This is a genomic window from Parasphingorhabdus sp. SCSIO 66989 (genome assembly GCF_032852305.1).
Classification (GTDB): Bacteria; Pseudomonadota; Alphaproteobacteria; order Sphingomonadales; family Sphingomonadaceae; genus Alterisphingorhabdus; species Alterisphingorhabdus coralli.
This window is the reverse complement of the sequence record NZ_CP136594.1, coordinates 3,146,882-3,162,326: the sequence shown is the minus strand read 5'-3', so window position 1 is coordinate 3,162,326 and position 15,445 is coordinate 3,146,882. Positions and strand designations below refer to the sequence as shown.

Annotated in this window: 13 protein-coding genes; 6 read left to right on the top strand and 7 right to left on the bottom strand. The window is 56.0% G+C overall.

What is annotated here, in order from left to right:
• Positions 1–204: 204 nt before the first annotated feature.
• Positions 205–1,980: a PHA/PHB synthase family protein gene (locus RB602_RS14760; RefSeq protein ID WP_317084582.1), complete on the bottom strand. Its 1,776-nt coding sequence runs from the start codon at positions 1,978–1,980 to the stop codon at positions 205–207.
• Between the two features lie 245 nt (positions 1,981–2,225).
• On the opposite strand from RB602_RS14760, the gene RB602_RS14755 reads away from it, so the two are divergent.
• Positions 2,226–3,407 (top strand): LL-diaminopimelate aminotransferase, encoded by a 1,182-nt coding sequence (locus RB602_RS14755; RefSeq protein ID WP_317081644.1) that lies wholly within the window; start codon positions 2,226–2,228, stop codon positions 3,405–3,407.
• Between the two features lie 258 nt (positions 3,408–3,665).
• Here RB602_RS14755 and RB602_RS14750 read toward each other — a convergent pair whose 3' ends face one another.
• A complete protein-coding gene (locus RB602_RS14750) occupies positions 3,666–6,035 on the bottom strand; it encodes an EAL domain-containing protein (RefSeq protein ID WP_317081642.1) in 2,370 nt (789 codons plus the stop codon).
• 118 nt (positions 6,036–6,153) lie between these two features.
• Between RB602_RS14750 and RB602_RS14745 the strand changes: the two genes are divergently transcribed.
• The gene (locus RB602_RS14745; protein WP_317081640.1) at positions 6,154–7,200 is read left to right on the top strand and encodes a sulfotransferase; all 1,047 of its coding nucleotides are present in this window, start codon (positions 6,154–6,156) and stop codon (positions 7,198–7,200) included.
• A gap of 10 nt (positions 7,201–7,210) precedes the next feature.
• On the opposite strand, the gene RB602_RS14740 is transcribed toward RB602_RS14745, so the two are convergent.
• From RB602_RS14740 to RB602_RS14730, 3 genes are all read right to left on the bottom strand, one after another.
• Positions 7,211–7,519, bottom strand: coding sequence for a P-II family nitrogen regulator (locus tag RB602_RS14740; RefSeq protein ID WP_317081638.1), 309 nt, complete (start codon positions 7,517–7,519; stop codon positions 7,211–7,213).
• Complete coding sequence (locus RB602_RS14735) at positions 7,516–8,505, bottom strand: sodium-dependent bicarbonate transport family permease (RefSeq protein ID WP_317081636.1); 990 nt, start codon at positions 8,503–8,505, stop codon at positions 7,516–7,518. The genes RB602_RS14740 and RB602_RS14735 overlap by 4 nt, the downstream gene beginning before the upstream one ends.
• A 143-nt stretch (positions 8,506–8,648) precedes the next feature.
• The gene (locus RB602_RS14730; protein WP_317081634.1) at positions 8,649–9,461 is read right to left on the bottom strand and encodes a universal stress protein; all 813 of its coding nucleotides are present in this window, start codon (positions 9,459–9,461) and stop codon (positions 8,649–8,651) included.
• Positions 9,462–9,716: 255 nt separating this feature from the next.
• Between RB602_RS14730 and RB602_RS14725 the strand changes: the two genes are divergently transcribed.
• The 3 genes from RB602_RS14725 (at position 9,717) to RB602_RS14715 (ending at position 13,263) form a co-directional block, all read left to right on the top strand.
• Positions 9,717–10,745: a zinc-dependent alcohol dehydrogenase gene (locus RB602_RS14725; RefSeq protein ID WP_317081632.1), complete on the top strand. Its 1,029-nt coding sequence runs from the start codon at positions 9,717–9,719 to the stop codon at positions 10,743–10,745.
• 86 nt (positions 10,746–10,831) lie between these two features.
• Positions 10,832–11,317 carry a winged helix-turn-helix transcriptional regulator gene (locus RB602_RS14720; protein WP_317081630.1) on the top strand — a complete coding sequence of 162 codons (486 nt, stop codon included), beginning with the start codon at positions 10,832–10,834 and terminating at the stop codon, positions 11,315–11,317.
• Between the two features lie 104 nt (positions 11,318–11,421).
• On the top strand, positions 11,422–13,263 hold the full coding sequence (locus RB602_RS14715) for a cation:proton antiporter (RefSeq protein WP_317081628.1): 1,842 nt from the start codon (positions 11,422–11,424) through the stop codon (positions 13,261–13,263).
• On the opposite strand, the gene RB602_RS14710 is transcribed toward RB602_RS14715, so the two are convergent.
• A complete protein-coding gene (locus RB602_RS14710) occupies positions 13,264–13,947 on the bottom strand; it encodes a YggS family pyridoxal phosphate-dependent enzyme (protein ID WP_317081627.1) in 684 nt (227 codons plus the stop codon).
• Positions 13,948–13,970: 23 nt separating this feature from the next.
• On the opposite strand from RB602_RS14710, the gene RB602_RS14705 reads away from it, so the two are divergent.
• On the top strand, positions 13,971–14,531 hold the full coding sequence (locus RB602_RS14705) for a thiamine phosphate synthase (RefSeq protein WP_317081625.1): 561 nt from the start codon (positions 13,971–13,973) through the stop codon (positions 14,529–14,531).
• A gap of 19 nt (positions 14,532–14,550) precedes the next feature.
• On the opposite strand, the gene RB602_RS14700 is transcribed toward RB602_RS14705, so the two are convergent.
• Positions 14,551–15,258 (bottom strand): hypothetical protein, encoded by a 708-nt coding sequence (locus tag RB602_RS14700; protein WP_317081624.1) that lies wholly within the window; start codon positions 15,256–15,258, stop codon positions 14,551–14,553.
• Between the last annotated feature and the right edge of the window lie 187 nt (positions 15,259–15,445).

Below are 15,445 nucleotides of genomic sequence, written 5' to 3'. Positions count from 1 at the left end.
TCGGCAGGGAGGATGTCAAGCAATTTTGTGCAGTGCACAAAAAGCGTTTTATGCGTGTCGGTTAGACAGGTTTTTTAGGCAATTCCAAACCTTAGCTTAGAGGAAGAAGAACAAAACCCCGTTCGTGTCGAGCGTAGTGGAGACACTGTGCGCTATGTCTCTCGACTACGCTCGAGACGAACGAGAACTGTTCCTTAAAGGAACCTACTGCCGCACGTAACGACCCGGCGCATCCTCAATCGCAGGCTTGTCGCCCTCACCCGGTATACGCGCGCCTTTTGCGGCGGTTTTTGCCGGGGCCTGCTTTTCCAGCCATTGCACCCAATAGGGCCACCAACTGCCGGGATGCTCTTCGGCGCCTTCGATAAAGGCGCTCAGACTTCCGGTCTCATCCGGGTTAGTCCAATATTGGTATTTCTTTGCTGCAGGCGGATTGACCACCCCGGCAATATGGCCTGAGCCTGCCAGCATAAACTCTTTCGGGCCGCTGACATGGTCCATGATTTTCCATGCGCTCTTCGCGGGCGCAATATGGTCTTCCTTGCCGGCCTGTACCAATATCGGCGTTGTGATTTTTCTCAGATCAATCGGGGTGCCATCAATGGTGATCGCGCCCGGCTCGACCAGCTTGTTGTCGCGATAGAGATCGGCGAGATAGGCCTTGTGCCATTTCACCGGCAGGTTGGTGGTGTCGCCATTCCAGTGCAGCAGGTCGAAAGGCGGATAGTCCTCACCCAGCAGATAGTTGTTGACGACATAGTTCCAGATCAGATCCCGGCCGCGCAGCATATTAAAGGTGGCCGCCATATAGCGACCATCAAGATAGCCGCTATCGGCGGCGACGGTGTCGATGAGCTTCAACTGCTGGTCATCGATAAACAGCTTTAGATCACCTGAATGGGCAAAATCGACCTGTGCGGTGAAGAAGGTGGCGCTCTTCACCTTTTCGGCCTGGCCGCGCTCCGCCATCAGCGCCAGGGTTGCCGCCAATGTGGTTCCGGAGACGCAATAGCCAATGGTGTGCACATCGGGAACCTTGAGCAGCTCACGCACGGTATCAATCGCGTCGATCTGGGAACGGACATAATCATCCCAGATCACTTCGCGCATCGAACTGTCGGCGGACTTCCACGATACCATGAACAGGGTGATGCCCTGATCCACGGCCCATTTGACGAAACTCTTCTTCTCGTTGAGATCGAGGATGTAGAAACGGTTGATCCAGGGCGGGAAGATGATCAGCGGCGTCTTCAGCACCTTGTCGGTGGTCGGACTATACTGGATCAGCTGATAAAGCGCGGTCTCATGCACCACCTTGCCGGGCGTCACCGCGATATTGCGGCCAAGCTCAAACGCATTGGGGTCGGTATGCGTCATCTGGCCGTTGCGGATGTCGCGCAGCATATGCTCCAGCCCGGTGAGCAGATTCTGTCCCTTGGTTTCAATCGTCTTTTTGATCACCGCCGGATTGGTGAGGGCAAAGTTGGACGGCGCGCTGGCATCAACGATATTCTGCATCGCAAAGCGTAATTGTGCCTTGGCCTTTGGGTCAATGCCGTCCACCGTATCGGTCAGCCGCAAAAGATGATCGGCAATCATGGTATAGCCCTGCACCAGCGTCGAGAAGGCAGGATGACTCTGCCATTCGTCTGCCTGAAAGCGCCTGTCGGGTTTGTTGCTTTCCTTGGGCACTTCTCCGGCGAGCAGGCCCTGCCACAGGTTAAGCCCTTGCTGCCAGAACTGGCTCTGCATCTCGAATATCTGCGCCGGATCGAATTTCGGCATATTCGCCATTTGCTCTTGCCAATAGGAAGGATCCCAGAACTGGGTGAGCGCGTCGGCCGCCATTTTCGACGGCTGCTTGCTCGCCATTTCGGCCATATGCTCCATCATCATCTGCTGTGCCCTGCCCATCACCCAGGTCCAGTGCTGCATATCTTCGAGTTTCGGCATCGCCTCGCTCATGGCGGACATATCCATGCCGGGAATATTGAGACCGGGCATCTCTGGTTGTGATGCGGACATAATGGCGAGACTCCTATGATGGTGCTTTTGTCGAAGCTTATCAGCTTCGCCGCGCCAGCGTAACCATTGTTGCATAACCATTGGTGGTGGCGCGACATATATTTACGCCATGGCGTTGCTGCACGCATGAAAATGCTCGACAGCCCTGACTGGATCGGCCAAACCGCGCCGAGGAGAAACACCAGTCCGAGACCAAGGAAATGACCGAAGAATTCTACCGTATCCGCCGATTGCCGCCCTATGTCTTCGCCGAAGTGAATGCGATGAAGGCGGCGGCGCGGGCGCGGGGGGAGGATATTATCGATCTTGGCATGGGCAATCCCGATGGTGCTCCGGCACAGCATATTATCGACAAGCTGACCGAAGTCGCCAATGATCCCAATGCGCATCGCTATTCGGCGTCCAAGGGGATTAAGGGGCTGCGCAAGGCACAGGCAGCCTACTATGCGCGGCGTTTCAATGTCGATCTTGATCCTGACACAGAGGTGGTGGTCACGCTGGGCTCCAAGGAAGGGCTGGCCAATCTGGCGCAAGCGATCACCGCGCCGGGCGATGTCGTGCTTGCCCCTAATCCGAGCTATCCGATCCATACTTTTGGCTTCATAATTGCGGGGGCTGCGATCCGGTCTATCCCCGCCGCGCCAGGGCCGGATTTCTTCAAGCGGTTGCACTATTCCATGGCCTATAGCGTGCCCAAGCCCAAAGTGCTGGTCATGGGCTATCCCAGCAACCCGACCGCCTATGTCGCTGATCTCGATTTCTACAAAGAGGTAGTCGCCTTTGCCAAAAAGCATGACCTATGGGTTATTTCCGATCTCGCCTATGCCGAGATCTATTTCGGCAATGAGCCGACGCCATCTATCCTCGAGGTGCCGGGCGCGAAGGATGTTGCGGTCGAATTCACCTCCATGTCGAAAACCTATTCCATGGCCGGCTGGCGCATGGGCTTTGCGGTTGGCAACCAGACGCTGATTGACGCGCTGACCCGGGTGAAAAGCTATCTCGACTATGGTGCCTTTACCCCGATACAGGCAGCAGCGGTGGCGGCGTTGAATGGGCCGCAGGACAATGTTGATGCCAATCGCCAGCTCTACAAGTCGCGCCGCGATGTGATGGTCGAAAGCTTTGGTCGCGCCGGATGGGATATCCCGCCGCCTGCCGCGAGCATGTTCGCCTGGGCACCAATCCCGGAAGCGTTCAAAGAAATGGGCGCGATGGAGTTTTCCAAGAAGCTGCTCGCAGAGGCCCAGGTGGCGGTTGCCCCGGGTGTGGGTTTTGGTGAAGAAGGCGAGGGCTATGTGCGGCTGGCGATGGTTGAAAATGAGCAACGCCTGAGACAGGCGGCGCGCAATGTGAAAAAATTTATGACCAAATATGGTTAAACGCATTGATTCCGAATCGGGTTAAAGTGCGTCCGATTCGGCGTGCATCGCTTGGCTTCAATGTGATGGTTGGCGGTCAGCACCAAAGTAGCAAGAGCAACAAAAAAGCCCCGGAAAACCGGGGCTTTTTATGTATCTTGGTAGGTCTTAGCGACGGCCGAACACGTCGTGGAAAAAACGCCAGAACATAGCAATCTCCTGTCTCCATAGAATTGCACTAACAATTATGGTTAACAGAATGTAAAATATATTGCAAGGTTACGCTGCGTTTCGCCGCTTTACGATCATTTTGGTGATATCTGCCATGCTAATCGCAGGCGAATAGAAATAGCCCTGTGCCAGATCGCATCCAATATTGCGTAGGGCATTGGCGGTGGCCGCATCTTCAACGCCTTCTGCGACCACGGACTTGGCGAGCGAATGTGCCATATCGATGGTGCCTTTTACCAAATTGGCATTGTCTTCGGATGATTGCATGCCACTGACAAATTTGCGGTCCATCTTGAGTTCCTGACAGGGAACGCGGCTGAGATAATCCAGGCTGGAATGGCCGGTGCCAAAATCGTCAATCGAGAAGGAAATGCCGTGCTCTCTCAATTCCGCGATTTTGCTGTTCACCCGTTTGCCATCCAGCCTTGCTGACTCGGTTACTTCTATGATGAGATTGCGTGACGGGAATGCGTGCTCTTTAAGTAGCCGGGGGGTATGATGCAGGATCATCTCGTCGGCCAGAGCTTGCGCCGAAAAGTTGACGGCGAGCTTGAAATCCGGGTCAATTAAAACGGCTTCCTTGGCCTCACCCAAAGCACGGTCAAGTACATAGATGGTAAGCTCATTGATCCGATCATGCTCTTCTGCGGTGGTAACCAGTTCGAAAGGGTCAACATAGCCGAGCTCCGGATGATGCCATCGAATAAGGGCTTCGGCACCGGCGACCGTGTCGTTCGCCAATCGGATCTTGGGCTGATATGCAACTCCGATAGTCTCAGCCTTCATGCCAATATTGAGCTCGGCAAGCAGTTCGAGATAGCGGCGCCGCTCATCAAGAAACTGCTCGTCCGAAATGACAAATCGCCTGCTAGTCTTGGTACCGTTTTCGGCTGCACGAATGGCATTTTGTACGCGTTGGGCAACGGGAAGGTCGTAGCTGATATCAACGCCCAGCGTTGTGGCTAAGTTGGCCCAATTGCCCTGATAGGTCATGGCATTGCGCAGTACCGAAACAAGTCCAAGGCTGTTTGCTTCCAATTCAGACCGATCAAGCTTCTGGGCGAACCACAGCAAAGTGTCCTTCTCGAAGGCGACTTGTGTATCGGCTCCGGTCGATGGGCTGGCCTGCTGAACACAAGTAATGATACGTTCGATAAAGGTGCCAAATTGTTTGGGTTCGATAGACTCGGTAAGATCACCAAGATTCTCGATCTTCAATGCATAGACGTCTTGTGCTTGGCTATGCTCTCCGCTGGAGATGGCACCAGCTAAGATAAGATCGGTATCCTTATGGTAGACCTGATTAGAAAGGCGACGCAGTCTAAATGTGGCTATCCCAAGCGTGAGAATAGCGGCTGAAGAATCGATATTGATTGCCAGATAATCGAAAGCAAGCGGTGCAATCAACAAGGCTAGGGTGCCACCCCATGCGAGTTTAGGGAGAGGCTTCTTCCGTTTTGCCTGAAACACAATGATGATTATGACAAATACAAGCCCGGGTATCCACCCAAGGTCTAATGGAAGCCCGTTCTTCAAGGTGTGGGCCCCCATAACGTGAAAATACACGCCCGGAACTTTTCCTCCAAGTGGTAGGTTACGTAGGTCGGAAGTCAGAAGATCGGTATACCCAATTATTACGCTTCGTCCAGCCAAGCGCCTTTCATCAAGTCGGTCAAACAGAAGATCGGCATAGCTTATGGTTTCTATGGTTGCGGGATTGATTGCAAAGTCAGGGCGATACCAATGCAATCTGCCCTCATAATCTCCCAACACCGCTGATATAGAAGGGGTTGGCATATCACCTATTCTGGTTTCGGTTGGAAACTGCACCGATAACTCGAACGGCGTAACATTGCCCATCATCGACGCCATTTCAACATTATGGCGCAGTTTGGTGGTAGGGAATAGCCCGTCATGTTTTTGCAGACCATTATCTGCAGCTGGAGACGCCCCAAGCCACACTTTACCCTTATGCCGAGCAAAAGTTCTCGCCAAGGCAGCATCTTCTTCCGGTGTTGCCGGGTCGGCATAGGCTCTGTCAAATACTAGCTTTGTTGCGCCGGCTGCGAAAATCTTCTCAACAACCTCGGCATCTTGTATTCTGGTCGGCAGATCGCGCCCAATCTCATTCAGCGTCGCATCGTCGACCGCGACCACGACAATATCGTCCGGCGCATCATGCGATCGCAGCTCGGCACGAACGGCGCGGAAGGCGTCGTCCACAGGCATTGGCAGTTCAATAAATCCGGCGATCGCGCCAATTGCGATCGCGGTGATAGCAATGTTTCGGCGCTTCTTCTTAACCTCGTCAGCCGTACTGGCTGATTTGCGCCTGAACGGAATTCTCTGAAGGAGCGACCCGATCCAGCCAAGCGGTCCAGTGAGCGATGCTCGCGATTTGGTGTTTTGACTGTGCATTGCCTTGACCATGGTTTTTGAAACCCGTCAAAAGCCTTAGTCCCAACACTGCTAATATTTCGTTAGCCTAAATAAATCGCGCTATGAATATGGTTAACTTGCGCTACGGTTAGCCGTAATGAAAGGTTCAGAGGGAGAGAACGGAACTTTCGTGCTTGGTCCGGGCCGATGTGGTTCGACCATGCTCTCGAACATTCTTAATCTGCATCCTGACATTCTTAGCCTCTTCGAATTTTTCTCGACCCAAGGTGTGCGAAGCCTTTTGCCCGGAAAGATCAGCGGCAAGCGTTACTGGCAGCAATTGTCGACGCAGACGCGATCTATGCGGGTTATGTTCACTGCGAAAACAGCGCCAAGTGAATTTCTGTATCGCGAGGGGATGGGGCGTTTTCCGATTGATAATTTACCGCCTCTGTTGGTTTCGACGCTGCCGCACATTAGTGACAATCCGCAAAAGCTGTTCGATGAGCTGGCGCGAATAGTGCCGCGCTTCCCGGACCAAACAATCGAAGCGCATCATGATAGGCTTTTCAGGACATTGCAGGAGCGGCTGGGCCGCAAAATCTGGGTCGAGCGCACAGGGCTGTCGCAGATGTATGTGAAGCTATTGCCCAGGCTCTTTCCTGAAGCAAAATTCATACTGCTCTATCGCGATGGCAGGGATGTCGCCCTGTCGATGCAGGCCTTTAAGCCGATACGGCCTGCGATCTGGAACTGGAAATGGTCGGGCAGATTTGGGCCTAATCCTATTGATCTCGATAACCCTGCAGGGCGCAGTCGCCATTTGCGGTTCAACGACAGGGTTTTTGCGGTCAAGCCACTGGTCAGATGGATGGTGGACACACCGCCATCGCTTGAAGATTGCGCTGGCTTCTGGAGCGAGCTGATGCTGACGAGCATCCCGGAATTTCTGTCTCTTGCCGAGGATCGCCGACACTATCTGGAATATACCCGTCTGGTCGATGACCCGAAGCACGAACTCGACAGGCTCGCTTACTTCCTGGAGGTAGAACCGGACAAGACCTGGCTTGATGCTGCCTCCGCCATCCCAAAACGGCTGGAACCGCGTTGGAAGCGTCTAGACGCTGATATGCAAGCGAAGCTCTCTGACTGGACGGCGGAAGCGAGAGAAGCGACCGGCAGATTATCGTCAGCCCGTGCCTAATCACCGGTCCTTAAAAACGCTCGCCCCGGATAACCTCGACATCCCACATCGACAGCAAAAAACCGAATTTGGTCAGCATCGGCGCTATGGCCTCTGCAAGCGCCATCGCCTTGTCTTCAGAGGCGATGGTCAGCACAAACACCTTGTCCGTGCCCGTCACCCTTTCCTCGCGCCATTTGCCGTCGCGGCCCTTGCCTTCGGTAACCGGCAATATCGTCCAGCCCGTAATACCGACTTGATCAATCGCATCGGTGACACGCTTTTGCAGCGCCTTGTCTGCCAGGATTTCTATACGTTTGCGCACTACCGTTTCGATCATGGTCCTACTCCTGCACCAGCGCTGAGATAGGCGGCAAATGCGCTGATGACGCCGATATTGATAAGCACGTTAAACGGAAAAGTGATGCTGAGCGACATGGTGAGGTAAATCCCCGGATCGGCCTCTGGCAGGGCGAGGCGCATGGCCGCCGGCACCGCTATATAGCTGGCGCTGGCGCAGAGAACGCCAAGTGACGCTGCTGATCCGGCATCAAGGCCGACACTAACGCCGAGCGCAGTGCCGACCAGCCCGTTCACAATCGGCAGGAAAATCGCAATCGCGGTGAGACGCCAGGTGATGGCGCGGGAATCGATGATCCTGCGCGCCGCGATCAGGCCCATATCGAGCAGGAACAGGCACAAAACACCTTTGAACCCGACCTCAAAAAACGGCTTGACCGCGACAAAGCCGCTCTCTCCCGAAATCAGGCCAATGGCAAAGGCACCGAGCAGCAGCACGATGGAGGAGTTGGTGAACACCTCATGCAGCATCTCGCCGGTGCTTTGCGCACCGCCATCGCGGCTGCCAAGGCCACGCGCCAGCAGCAATCCGCTCAATATTGCGGGGGCTTCCATCATCGCCATGACCGCGACCATATAGCCGCCCGGTTCGCGCCCCTGTCCGGTGAGAATTTCCCCGGCGGTGACAAAGGTTACGACGCTGATTGAGCCATAATGCGCCGCGACCGCGCCGGAATTGATCCGGTCAAGGCGGCCAAAGCTTTTCAGCACTGCATAAGCAAAAAAGGGCAGCAGGAACCCGGCAGCTGTGCCCGCGCCGAGCGCCGCCAGCACTGTGGCGTCAACCCCTGATTTCGAGACCGCCACACCGCCCTTAATCCCGATCGCCGCCATCAGGTAAAGCGACATCGCTTTGGCAATTGCTTCGGGAATGGCGAGATCGGAGCGCACAAAGGCGGCCAGCAGGCCGAGCACGAAGAACAGCACGACCGGCGAGGTGAATGTATGAAGTGCGGTATCGAACATCAAACGCCCCCGGTCATGTCCCCAATATGCCCATGCTATCAAAGGCTATGCGCGGATTTTGTTCCTTTATGGCCCGGCGCGGCGGACCTGTTGACGCGGAGGTACCGAGGCGCGCCTGCTGCGAGTCAGAGCAAAACCGTTTGTTACTTCTGCTCGCGGATCATCAGCACATCAGTCGGCGCCCAGCCCAGCATTTCGCTGGCGCGGCTGCCGATCGTGGCCTGGGTGAAGCCCGAACGGCCATGAGTGCCGAGCACCAGCAGGTCCATATCCTGTTTCAGCAGCATATCGTAAATGCTCTGATGCAGATTGCCTTCGAGGACGGCGGTGGTGATGCGCGCAGTGTCGGTTTCGCCAAGGGCCAGATCGTTGATGAAATCTTCCATGCCCTTTTCCGCCTCGCCGCGCATTTCCTGGGCTACACCTTCGGATTTCAACCAAGCCGAATAGGCGACATGAAAAGCATGGGCGATGGTGATATGCGCCTTGGGGAACATGGTAAGCGCGGTATGCACCGCGTTTTTCGAAGATGCCGAGAAATCCACCGCGACCATGACCTTCTCATAAGGATGGTGCGCGCGTTCCTTGACCACTAGCACGGGTGCCTCGGCCTGACGCACGACATAATCCACAGCGGTGCCGAGGAAGAAATCGGTGACATTATTGTGCCGTGCGGCGCCGACAACGATTATGTCCGCTTCCAGGCCGCGTGCGGTCTTGGCGATCGTCTCGGGCACCTTGCCATGCGCGACGACAACGGACACCGCATCCATATCCTCGCCATAGTTGCGCCGTAGCTGATGCTCGACGCTGTCCTGATCAACGCGCGACTTGTCCGAATTGGCGAACAGCACCGCCCGCTTGGCGTCCCATTCCTCGGCCAGCAACGCGGCACGTAAAAACGGGCGATCGCTGCGTGCGGTGAGATCGGAAGCTATCAAAATCGTCTTGTCCATTTTTCCTCCGCCCGGATTTCGGGTCGAACTTATATGCCAAACATTGTCGCTATGCTTAATCGCTTGCGGGCATTTTGTAACCCGTAAATCAGCACCATAGACGCAATCTATCTTTCGACTTTGGGTGCGCGGCTCGCCTGCGGCAATAGCCGAGGATTATCAGTTGTATTATACGACCGAATCATTTAGTCTAATAATCAGACCTAAATTATCGTTCACCAGCATTGGCCTTTACCGGGGCCTTGAGGAGCATCTATGCGTCAGCTTTATTATGAAGGCCCGAGAACCCTTGTCTGGCATGATGTGCCCGAACCCACAGTTCAAGCCGACCATGAGGTGCTGGTCTCAACCATCGCCGCCACGACCTGCGACGTTGATTTCGCGGTGATTATGGGATTGAGCCCGTTCCAGCCGCCATTTTCGCTCGGTCATGAGTCCATCGCCCGGGTCGTCGATATGGGCGATGCTGTGCATGGCTTTGAAATCGGTGATATCGTCTCTGTGCCCTATCACCGCAGTTGTGGCACCTGTGGGCCGTGTAAGGACCATCTGCCGCTGCATTGCGACCAGAATGAGGGACCGTTGCTCCCCACCTATGGTTTCCCTCATGCTGGCGAATGGGGCGGCATGTTTTCGGAGAAATACCGCGTGCCCTGGGCATCGCGTTCGCTGGTGAAGCTGCCCGAGAATGTAGACCCACTGGCAGCGGTCTCGCTTGGGGACAATCTTACCGATGCGTGGAGCACGACAGTACCGCATATCCGCAAAAAGCCGGGTGCCAAGGTGCTGATCACCAGCTTTGGTGGCTATGGCCTCTATGCGGCGCAATGGGCGCTGGCGGCCGATGCCAGCCTAGTCACCTATGTTGATCATGATCTGGATCGCTTGCGGCTGGCGGAAAAGCTGGGGGCGCATGCGCTGGAATGGGACCCGAGGCTGCGCTCGAACGAGACCTATGATGTTATCGTCAACGCGCGCATGGGTCAGGAGCCGCTGGAATTTGCGCTGCGCTCGGCGGCACCCGGCGCTATCTGCCACAATTGCATCATCTTCTTTGAGAATATCCCGCTACCGCTCGGGCCAATGCATACATCGGGGGTGACGTTCATCTCGACATATTGCCATGCACGCAATTTCATGGAGCAGACCGCAGAGGATCTGGCGGCGAACATGATCAACCCCCGCCTTGTGGAATCCGAGATTGTCGCGCTGGACGATGCACCCGAACGCCTTGCGATGCCCAGCCACAAGCCGATTCTGCTGTTTGAACAGGGGCTGCACTAGAGCAAAGCGTTGAAACCTGCACGAAAGCGCACTAATTCGGTTCAATAATCGAACCATAGCCGCTTGGCAGGATAGCAGGGACAGATATGCGCCGGAAAAGTTTTGATCAGATGGAATGCGGCATCGCCCAGTCGCTCGATATATTGGGTGATCCCTGGACCTTGCTGATCATGCGCGAGGCGCTTTTCGGCGTTCAGACTTTTGACGGCTTTTACCGCAATCTGGATATCCCGAAAAATACCCTGACCGACCGGCTCAATCATCTTGTCGCCAAAGACATATTGGCGCGCGACCCGCATCCTGAGGATGGCCGCCGTCTTGTCTATTCGCTTTTGCCCGCGGGTGAGGAATTGCTGACGATATTGGTCGCGCTCTCGCAATGGGGCAATAAATGGGTGTTCGGTGATCGCGGCGCGCCGTCCTTTGTCGCTGAGCGTGATAGCAGGGAAGCCGTCGCCGAGGTTAAAGTCACCAACGGAGCGGGCAAAAAGCTGACACTCAAGGATGTCACCATGATCCCGGGACCATCAGCATCGGAGCGTTTGAAAGCAGCCTTTGCCAAGCTAGGCTAGGCTTCCGACCTTACCAGAGATAACATGTCTCCCCTATGCGCTTTGCCAGGCAAAGTGTATGCGGCCTGTTGTTCTGATCGTTTCCCCAATGAGTATAAAGCCTGATGGCATTTGAAATTATCGATTCGCTGATGGTCAAAATTGCGCTGATCGGCGCACTGGGCATTGGCGCGCAATGGGTCGCCTGGCGCACCGGCCGTCCGGCCATCGCGCTGATGCTGATCGTCGGCATTATCGCCGGGCCCGTACTCGGCATAATCCGCCCGGAAAATGATTTCGGCGCGCTGCTCGACCCTATCGTCAAGCTGGCGGTGGCGGTGATCCTGTTTGAAGGCGGGTTAAGCCTCAACTTCAAGGATTTGCGCGTCGCCGGATGGGCGGTGTCGCGGCTTGTGTTTATCGGCGTGCCCGTCGGCTGGGCACTGGGCACGGCAGCGGCCTATTATATTGCCGGGCTGTCCTTGCCGGTGGCGGCACTGTTTGGCGGCATATTGGTGGTCACCGGGCCAACGGTAATCGGGCCGATGCTGCGCAATTTGCGTGTTGGGGCGCGGGTGCGTGACACGCTGAAATGGGAGGGCATCGTTAACGATCCCATTGGCGCACTGCTCGCGGTCGGTATCTATGCCTATATTACCTATGACAAGGGCGGGGCGATGGCCAATGTCGCCTTTGATGTGCTGGGTGCAAGCTTCCTCGCCGGGTTGATCGGCGGCGCTCTGGGTTATGGTATGACCTGGCTGTTCCCGCGCGGCTATGTACCGGAATATCTCAAGGCACCGATTCTGCTGATCGTCGTCATTCTCGGCTTCGTGCTCGCCGATCTGATCATGCACGAAACCGGCCTGATCACCGTCACCATCATGGGTGTGGTGATGGCCAATCGCGAATATTATTCCAGCCGCGCGCTGCACCGCTTCAAGGAAGACCTGTCGGTGCTGCTGATCTCGGGCGTGTTCATCCTCTTGTCGGCGCAACTCGATTGGGCGACAGTGGAGAAGTTCCAGATCCAGTTCATCCTGTTCCTGCTGGTGCTGCTGTTCGTGGTGCGTCCGCTGACTGTCTGGACCAGCCTCTTGTTCAGCTCGGTCCCTTGGCGCGAGCAGGTGTTTATCGGCTGGATCGCGCCGCGCGGTATTGTCGCGGTGGCGATTACCGGGCTGTTCGCCAAGCGGCTGGTCAATAGCGGTTATGAAGATGCCGAAGCGCTGGTGGCGCTCAGCTTTGGCGTGGTGATTGCTACCATCTTTGCGCATGGCTTTTCCGCCCGCTGGGTGGCGCAGCGTCTGGGCATAGAAGAGGGCGATGGCAAGGGCGTGATGCTGGTCGGCGCCAATCGCTGGACATTGGAGCTGGGTGCGTTTCTCAAATCGCTCGAAATCCCGGTCACGATTTCTGACACCAGCTATTTTGCCTTACGTGGCGCGCGGCAGCGCGAGCTCGATATCCATAATGGCGATATATTGGATGAGGCGCTCGATGATATGGTTGATCTCGGTGCCTATCAGCACCTCATCGTTGCTACCGATAATGACAGCTATAACCAGTTGCTCAGTTCCGACCTGGGTCCGGAGGTTGGCTATGACCATATCAGCGCGGTTAGTGTCGACAGCACTGCTGACGGCAATGGAGAGCGATCATCACGCGGACGAATCTTACTCGAAAATGCGACCAGCTATGGCAATCTGGTCGACCGCGCCCGCGATGGCTGGGTGTTCAGCCGCACCCGGCTGACCGAGAAATTCACCTATGAAGATTTTCGCGAAAATCTTGAGGAGGATGAAGAGCCGGTGGCTATTCTGAAACCCAATCAGAAGCTGCTGTTCTTCTCGGCACAAGCGCGTCCGGTGATTGAGCTGGGTGATCAGATTATCAGCTTTATCAAACCGGATAGCCCAGAAGAACGCAAAGCATCACGCGAGCAGGACAAGCCGCCACAGAGCTGATCAACCGCCGCGCGGCCCGAATAACGCGCTGCCAACGCGAAGCATAGTCGATCCGATCTCGGTGGCGGTGACATAATCGCCCGACATGCCCATCGAACGCTCGGTAAGGCCATGATCATTGGCCAGCTTGTCGAGCAGAGCGAAATAGGGCGCCGGTTCCAGATCGGCAGGGGGTATGCACATTAGCCCTATCGCCGGGATTTTGTGGCCTTTGGCGGTTTCGAGTAGCGCGCCGATATCGCTGACCGCGCAGCCGCCTTTCTGCTCCTCATCGCCAATATTCACCTGGATCAGGCACGGCACCTGCTTGCCCTGATCCGCCATCGCCTTGGCCAGCGCCTTGGCCAGCGACGGTCGATCGAGCGAATGAATCATGTCAAACAGCGCAACCGCATCTGCGGCTTTATTGGATTGCAATTGGCCAATCATATGCAGCCGCACATCATGATACTGCTCGCGCAGCGTAGGCCATTTACCTTGCGCTTCCTGCACCCGGTTTTCGCCAAAATCCCGATGGCCCAGCGCAATCACCGGAGCAATTGCCTCCGCCGCATGGGTCTTGCTCACCGCGATCAGTGTTGGCGGTGTCTCGACGCGATTGGCGCGTTTACAGGCGGCGGCGATATCGGCTTGAACAGTTGCGAGCCGCTGCGCCGGGCTGTTGTTATCATTGTGTTCGCTCATGCTGAGACCCTATAAGCAGCGCCATGCCGCCTTTCCAGTCATTCTCTGATTTCGGCCTACCATCGCTGTGGCTGTTTACCGATGCACGCAATGCTGATGTGCTGGACAAGGCTATTGCTGGCCTTCCGCCGGGCAGCGGGGTGGTGTTTCGTCATTATCATCTGCCAGAGCAGGAACGGTGTGGGATGTTTGCTAAGCTGATGCGCCGACATGCGCGCCGCGACCATATCTGGCTCTGGTCCGGCGACGCCGTGACAGCACGGGTGCTGCACGCCGATGGCTGCTACGGCTCCAGCGCGGGTCCGCCATCGCAGCGCAGCGGATTATGGCTCGCCACCGCGCATAACAGCATGGAACTGACCATGGCGGCGCGACGGGGTGCCGATGGTGTGTTTCTCTCGCCTGTCTATCCCACGCGCAGCCACGCCGGTGGTACCAGCCTTGGGCCGATGCGCTTTGCCGCATTGGCGCGGCATCGTCGCTGTCCGGTCTATGCGCTGGGAGGTGTCACGCGAGACAATTGGGCACGCATAGCTCCATTTTGCGATGGTTGGGGGGCGATTGATGGACTATCGGAAAGATGACGCGATAAGCGCCGACTGATCAGAAGCGGAACTGGGTTCCGACATAAACGGCCTGGCTGTCCATCTGCTTGCTGTTGAGCGGTGACAGACGGTCACGCTCGTCACGCAGGCGGACGCCGGCGGTGACATCGAGATTGTTGCTCAACCTGTAGCTGCCGCCAACATCGACCGAATAGGCATTCTCGCCTTCAAAGGTACGCGGAGCACGGCCCAGCTGCGCTTTTGAGTCGAGATCAACCCGGCTGCTGAAACGGCTCGGCTTCTCGGCGCGCTCGAGACGATTAGGCGCGGTGCCCATCTCGGCGAGATCAGGCACATCAAGCTTCTTGACCGATTCGGGTAAAGCAAATCTCTGCCAGCCCTTGGCAACACCGAGACTATAGCTGGTCGGCGTAATCTTGATCGGTGCGGCCCCTTTGCCGACCGGACCAATGGCATTGCGAATAGTGATCGCTTTCGCTGATTCATCGCGAACACGCGCGGCGACAGTGACAGCGCGTTTGCCAACCCCATCTTCAGCCGCAGGGGTGAAGCGGAAATCGCTACTGGCGCGCAATTCGCTGAGCTTGAGCGAGGATACGAGATTTTTGTCAATCGAGGCCGGGGTAAAGGAGCCGATACCGCCAAGGGCGCTCAGAGATACGGGTTTCGCGTTGAAGCCATTACCAGATGCAAGGACGACAGACGGCATGGCAGCAATCACGCCAATGGCGAGTGCGCCTCCCATAAATGCCGTTCTCAATCTGTGAGCCACAAGTCTATGCTCCTGTTATCTTGGCCCTAGAACAATCCGATTAAAAAAGCATGTGCGAAATTGCGCCTGCTCACGGAATCCTTGTCAATGTTGCAAAAGCTCAACAATTTTTGCCCAGTTTTACGTCAAAAGTCGAGTCTTTACAGGGCGTAAGAATGTA

Excerpts from the sequence above, each read along its gene's own strand:
- RB602_RS14725 (WP_317081632.1), top strand. The coding sequence starts at position 9,717 with ATGCGTCAGCTTTATTATGAAGGCCCGAGAACCCTTGTCTGGCATGAT.
- RB602_RS14735 (WP_317081636.1), bottom strand. The coding sequence starts at position 8,505 with ATGTTCGATACCGCACTTCATACATTCACCTCGCCGGTCGTGCTGTTC.
- RB602_RS14730 (WP_317081634.1), bottom strand. The coding sequence starts at position 9,461 with ATGGACAAGACGATTTTGATAGCTTCCGATCTCACCGCACGCAGCGAT.
- RB602_RS14750 (WP_317081642.1), bottom strand. The coding sequence starts at position 6,035 with ATGCACAGTCAAAACACCAAATCGCGAGCATCGCTCACTGGACCGCTT.
- RB602_RS14700 (WP_317081624.1), bottom strand. The coding sequence starts at position 15,258 with ATGGGAGGCGCACTCGCCATTGGCGTGATTGCTGCCATGCCGTCTGTC.
- RB602_RS14760 (WP_317084582.1), bottom strand. The coding sequence starts at position 1,980 with ATGGATATGTCCGCCATGAGCGAGGCGATGCCGAAACTCGAAGATATG.
- RB602_RS14715 (WP_317081628.1), top strand. The coding sequence starts at position 11,422 with ATGGCATTTGAAATTATCGATTCGCTGATGGTCAAAATTGCGCTGATC.
- RB602_RS14705 (WP_317081625.1), top strand. The coding sequence starts at position 13,971 with ATGCCGCCTTTCCAGTCATTCTCTGATTTCGGCCTACCATCGCTGTGG.
- RB602_RS14755 (WP_317081644.1), top strand. The coding sequence starts at position 2,226 with ATGACCGAAGAATTCTACCGTATCCGCCGATTGCCGCCCTATGTCTTC.
- RB602_RS14720 (WP_317081630.1), top strand. The coding sequence starts at position 10,832 with ATGCGCCGGAAAAGTTTTGATCAGATGGAATGCGGCATCGCCCAGTCG.
- RB602_RS14710 (WP_317081627.1), bottom strand. The coding sequence starts at position 13,947 with ATGAGCGAACACAATGATAACAACAGCCCGGCGCAGCGGCTCGCAACT.
- RB602_RS14740 (WP_317081638.1), bottom strand. The coding sequence starts at position 7,519 with ATGATCGAAACGGTAGTGCGCAAACGTATAGAAATCCTGGCAGACAAG.
- RB602_RS14745 (WP_317081640.1), top strand. The coding sequence starts at position 6,154 with ATGAAAGGTTCAGAGGGAGAGAACGGAACTTTCGTGCTTGGTCCGGGC.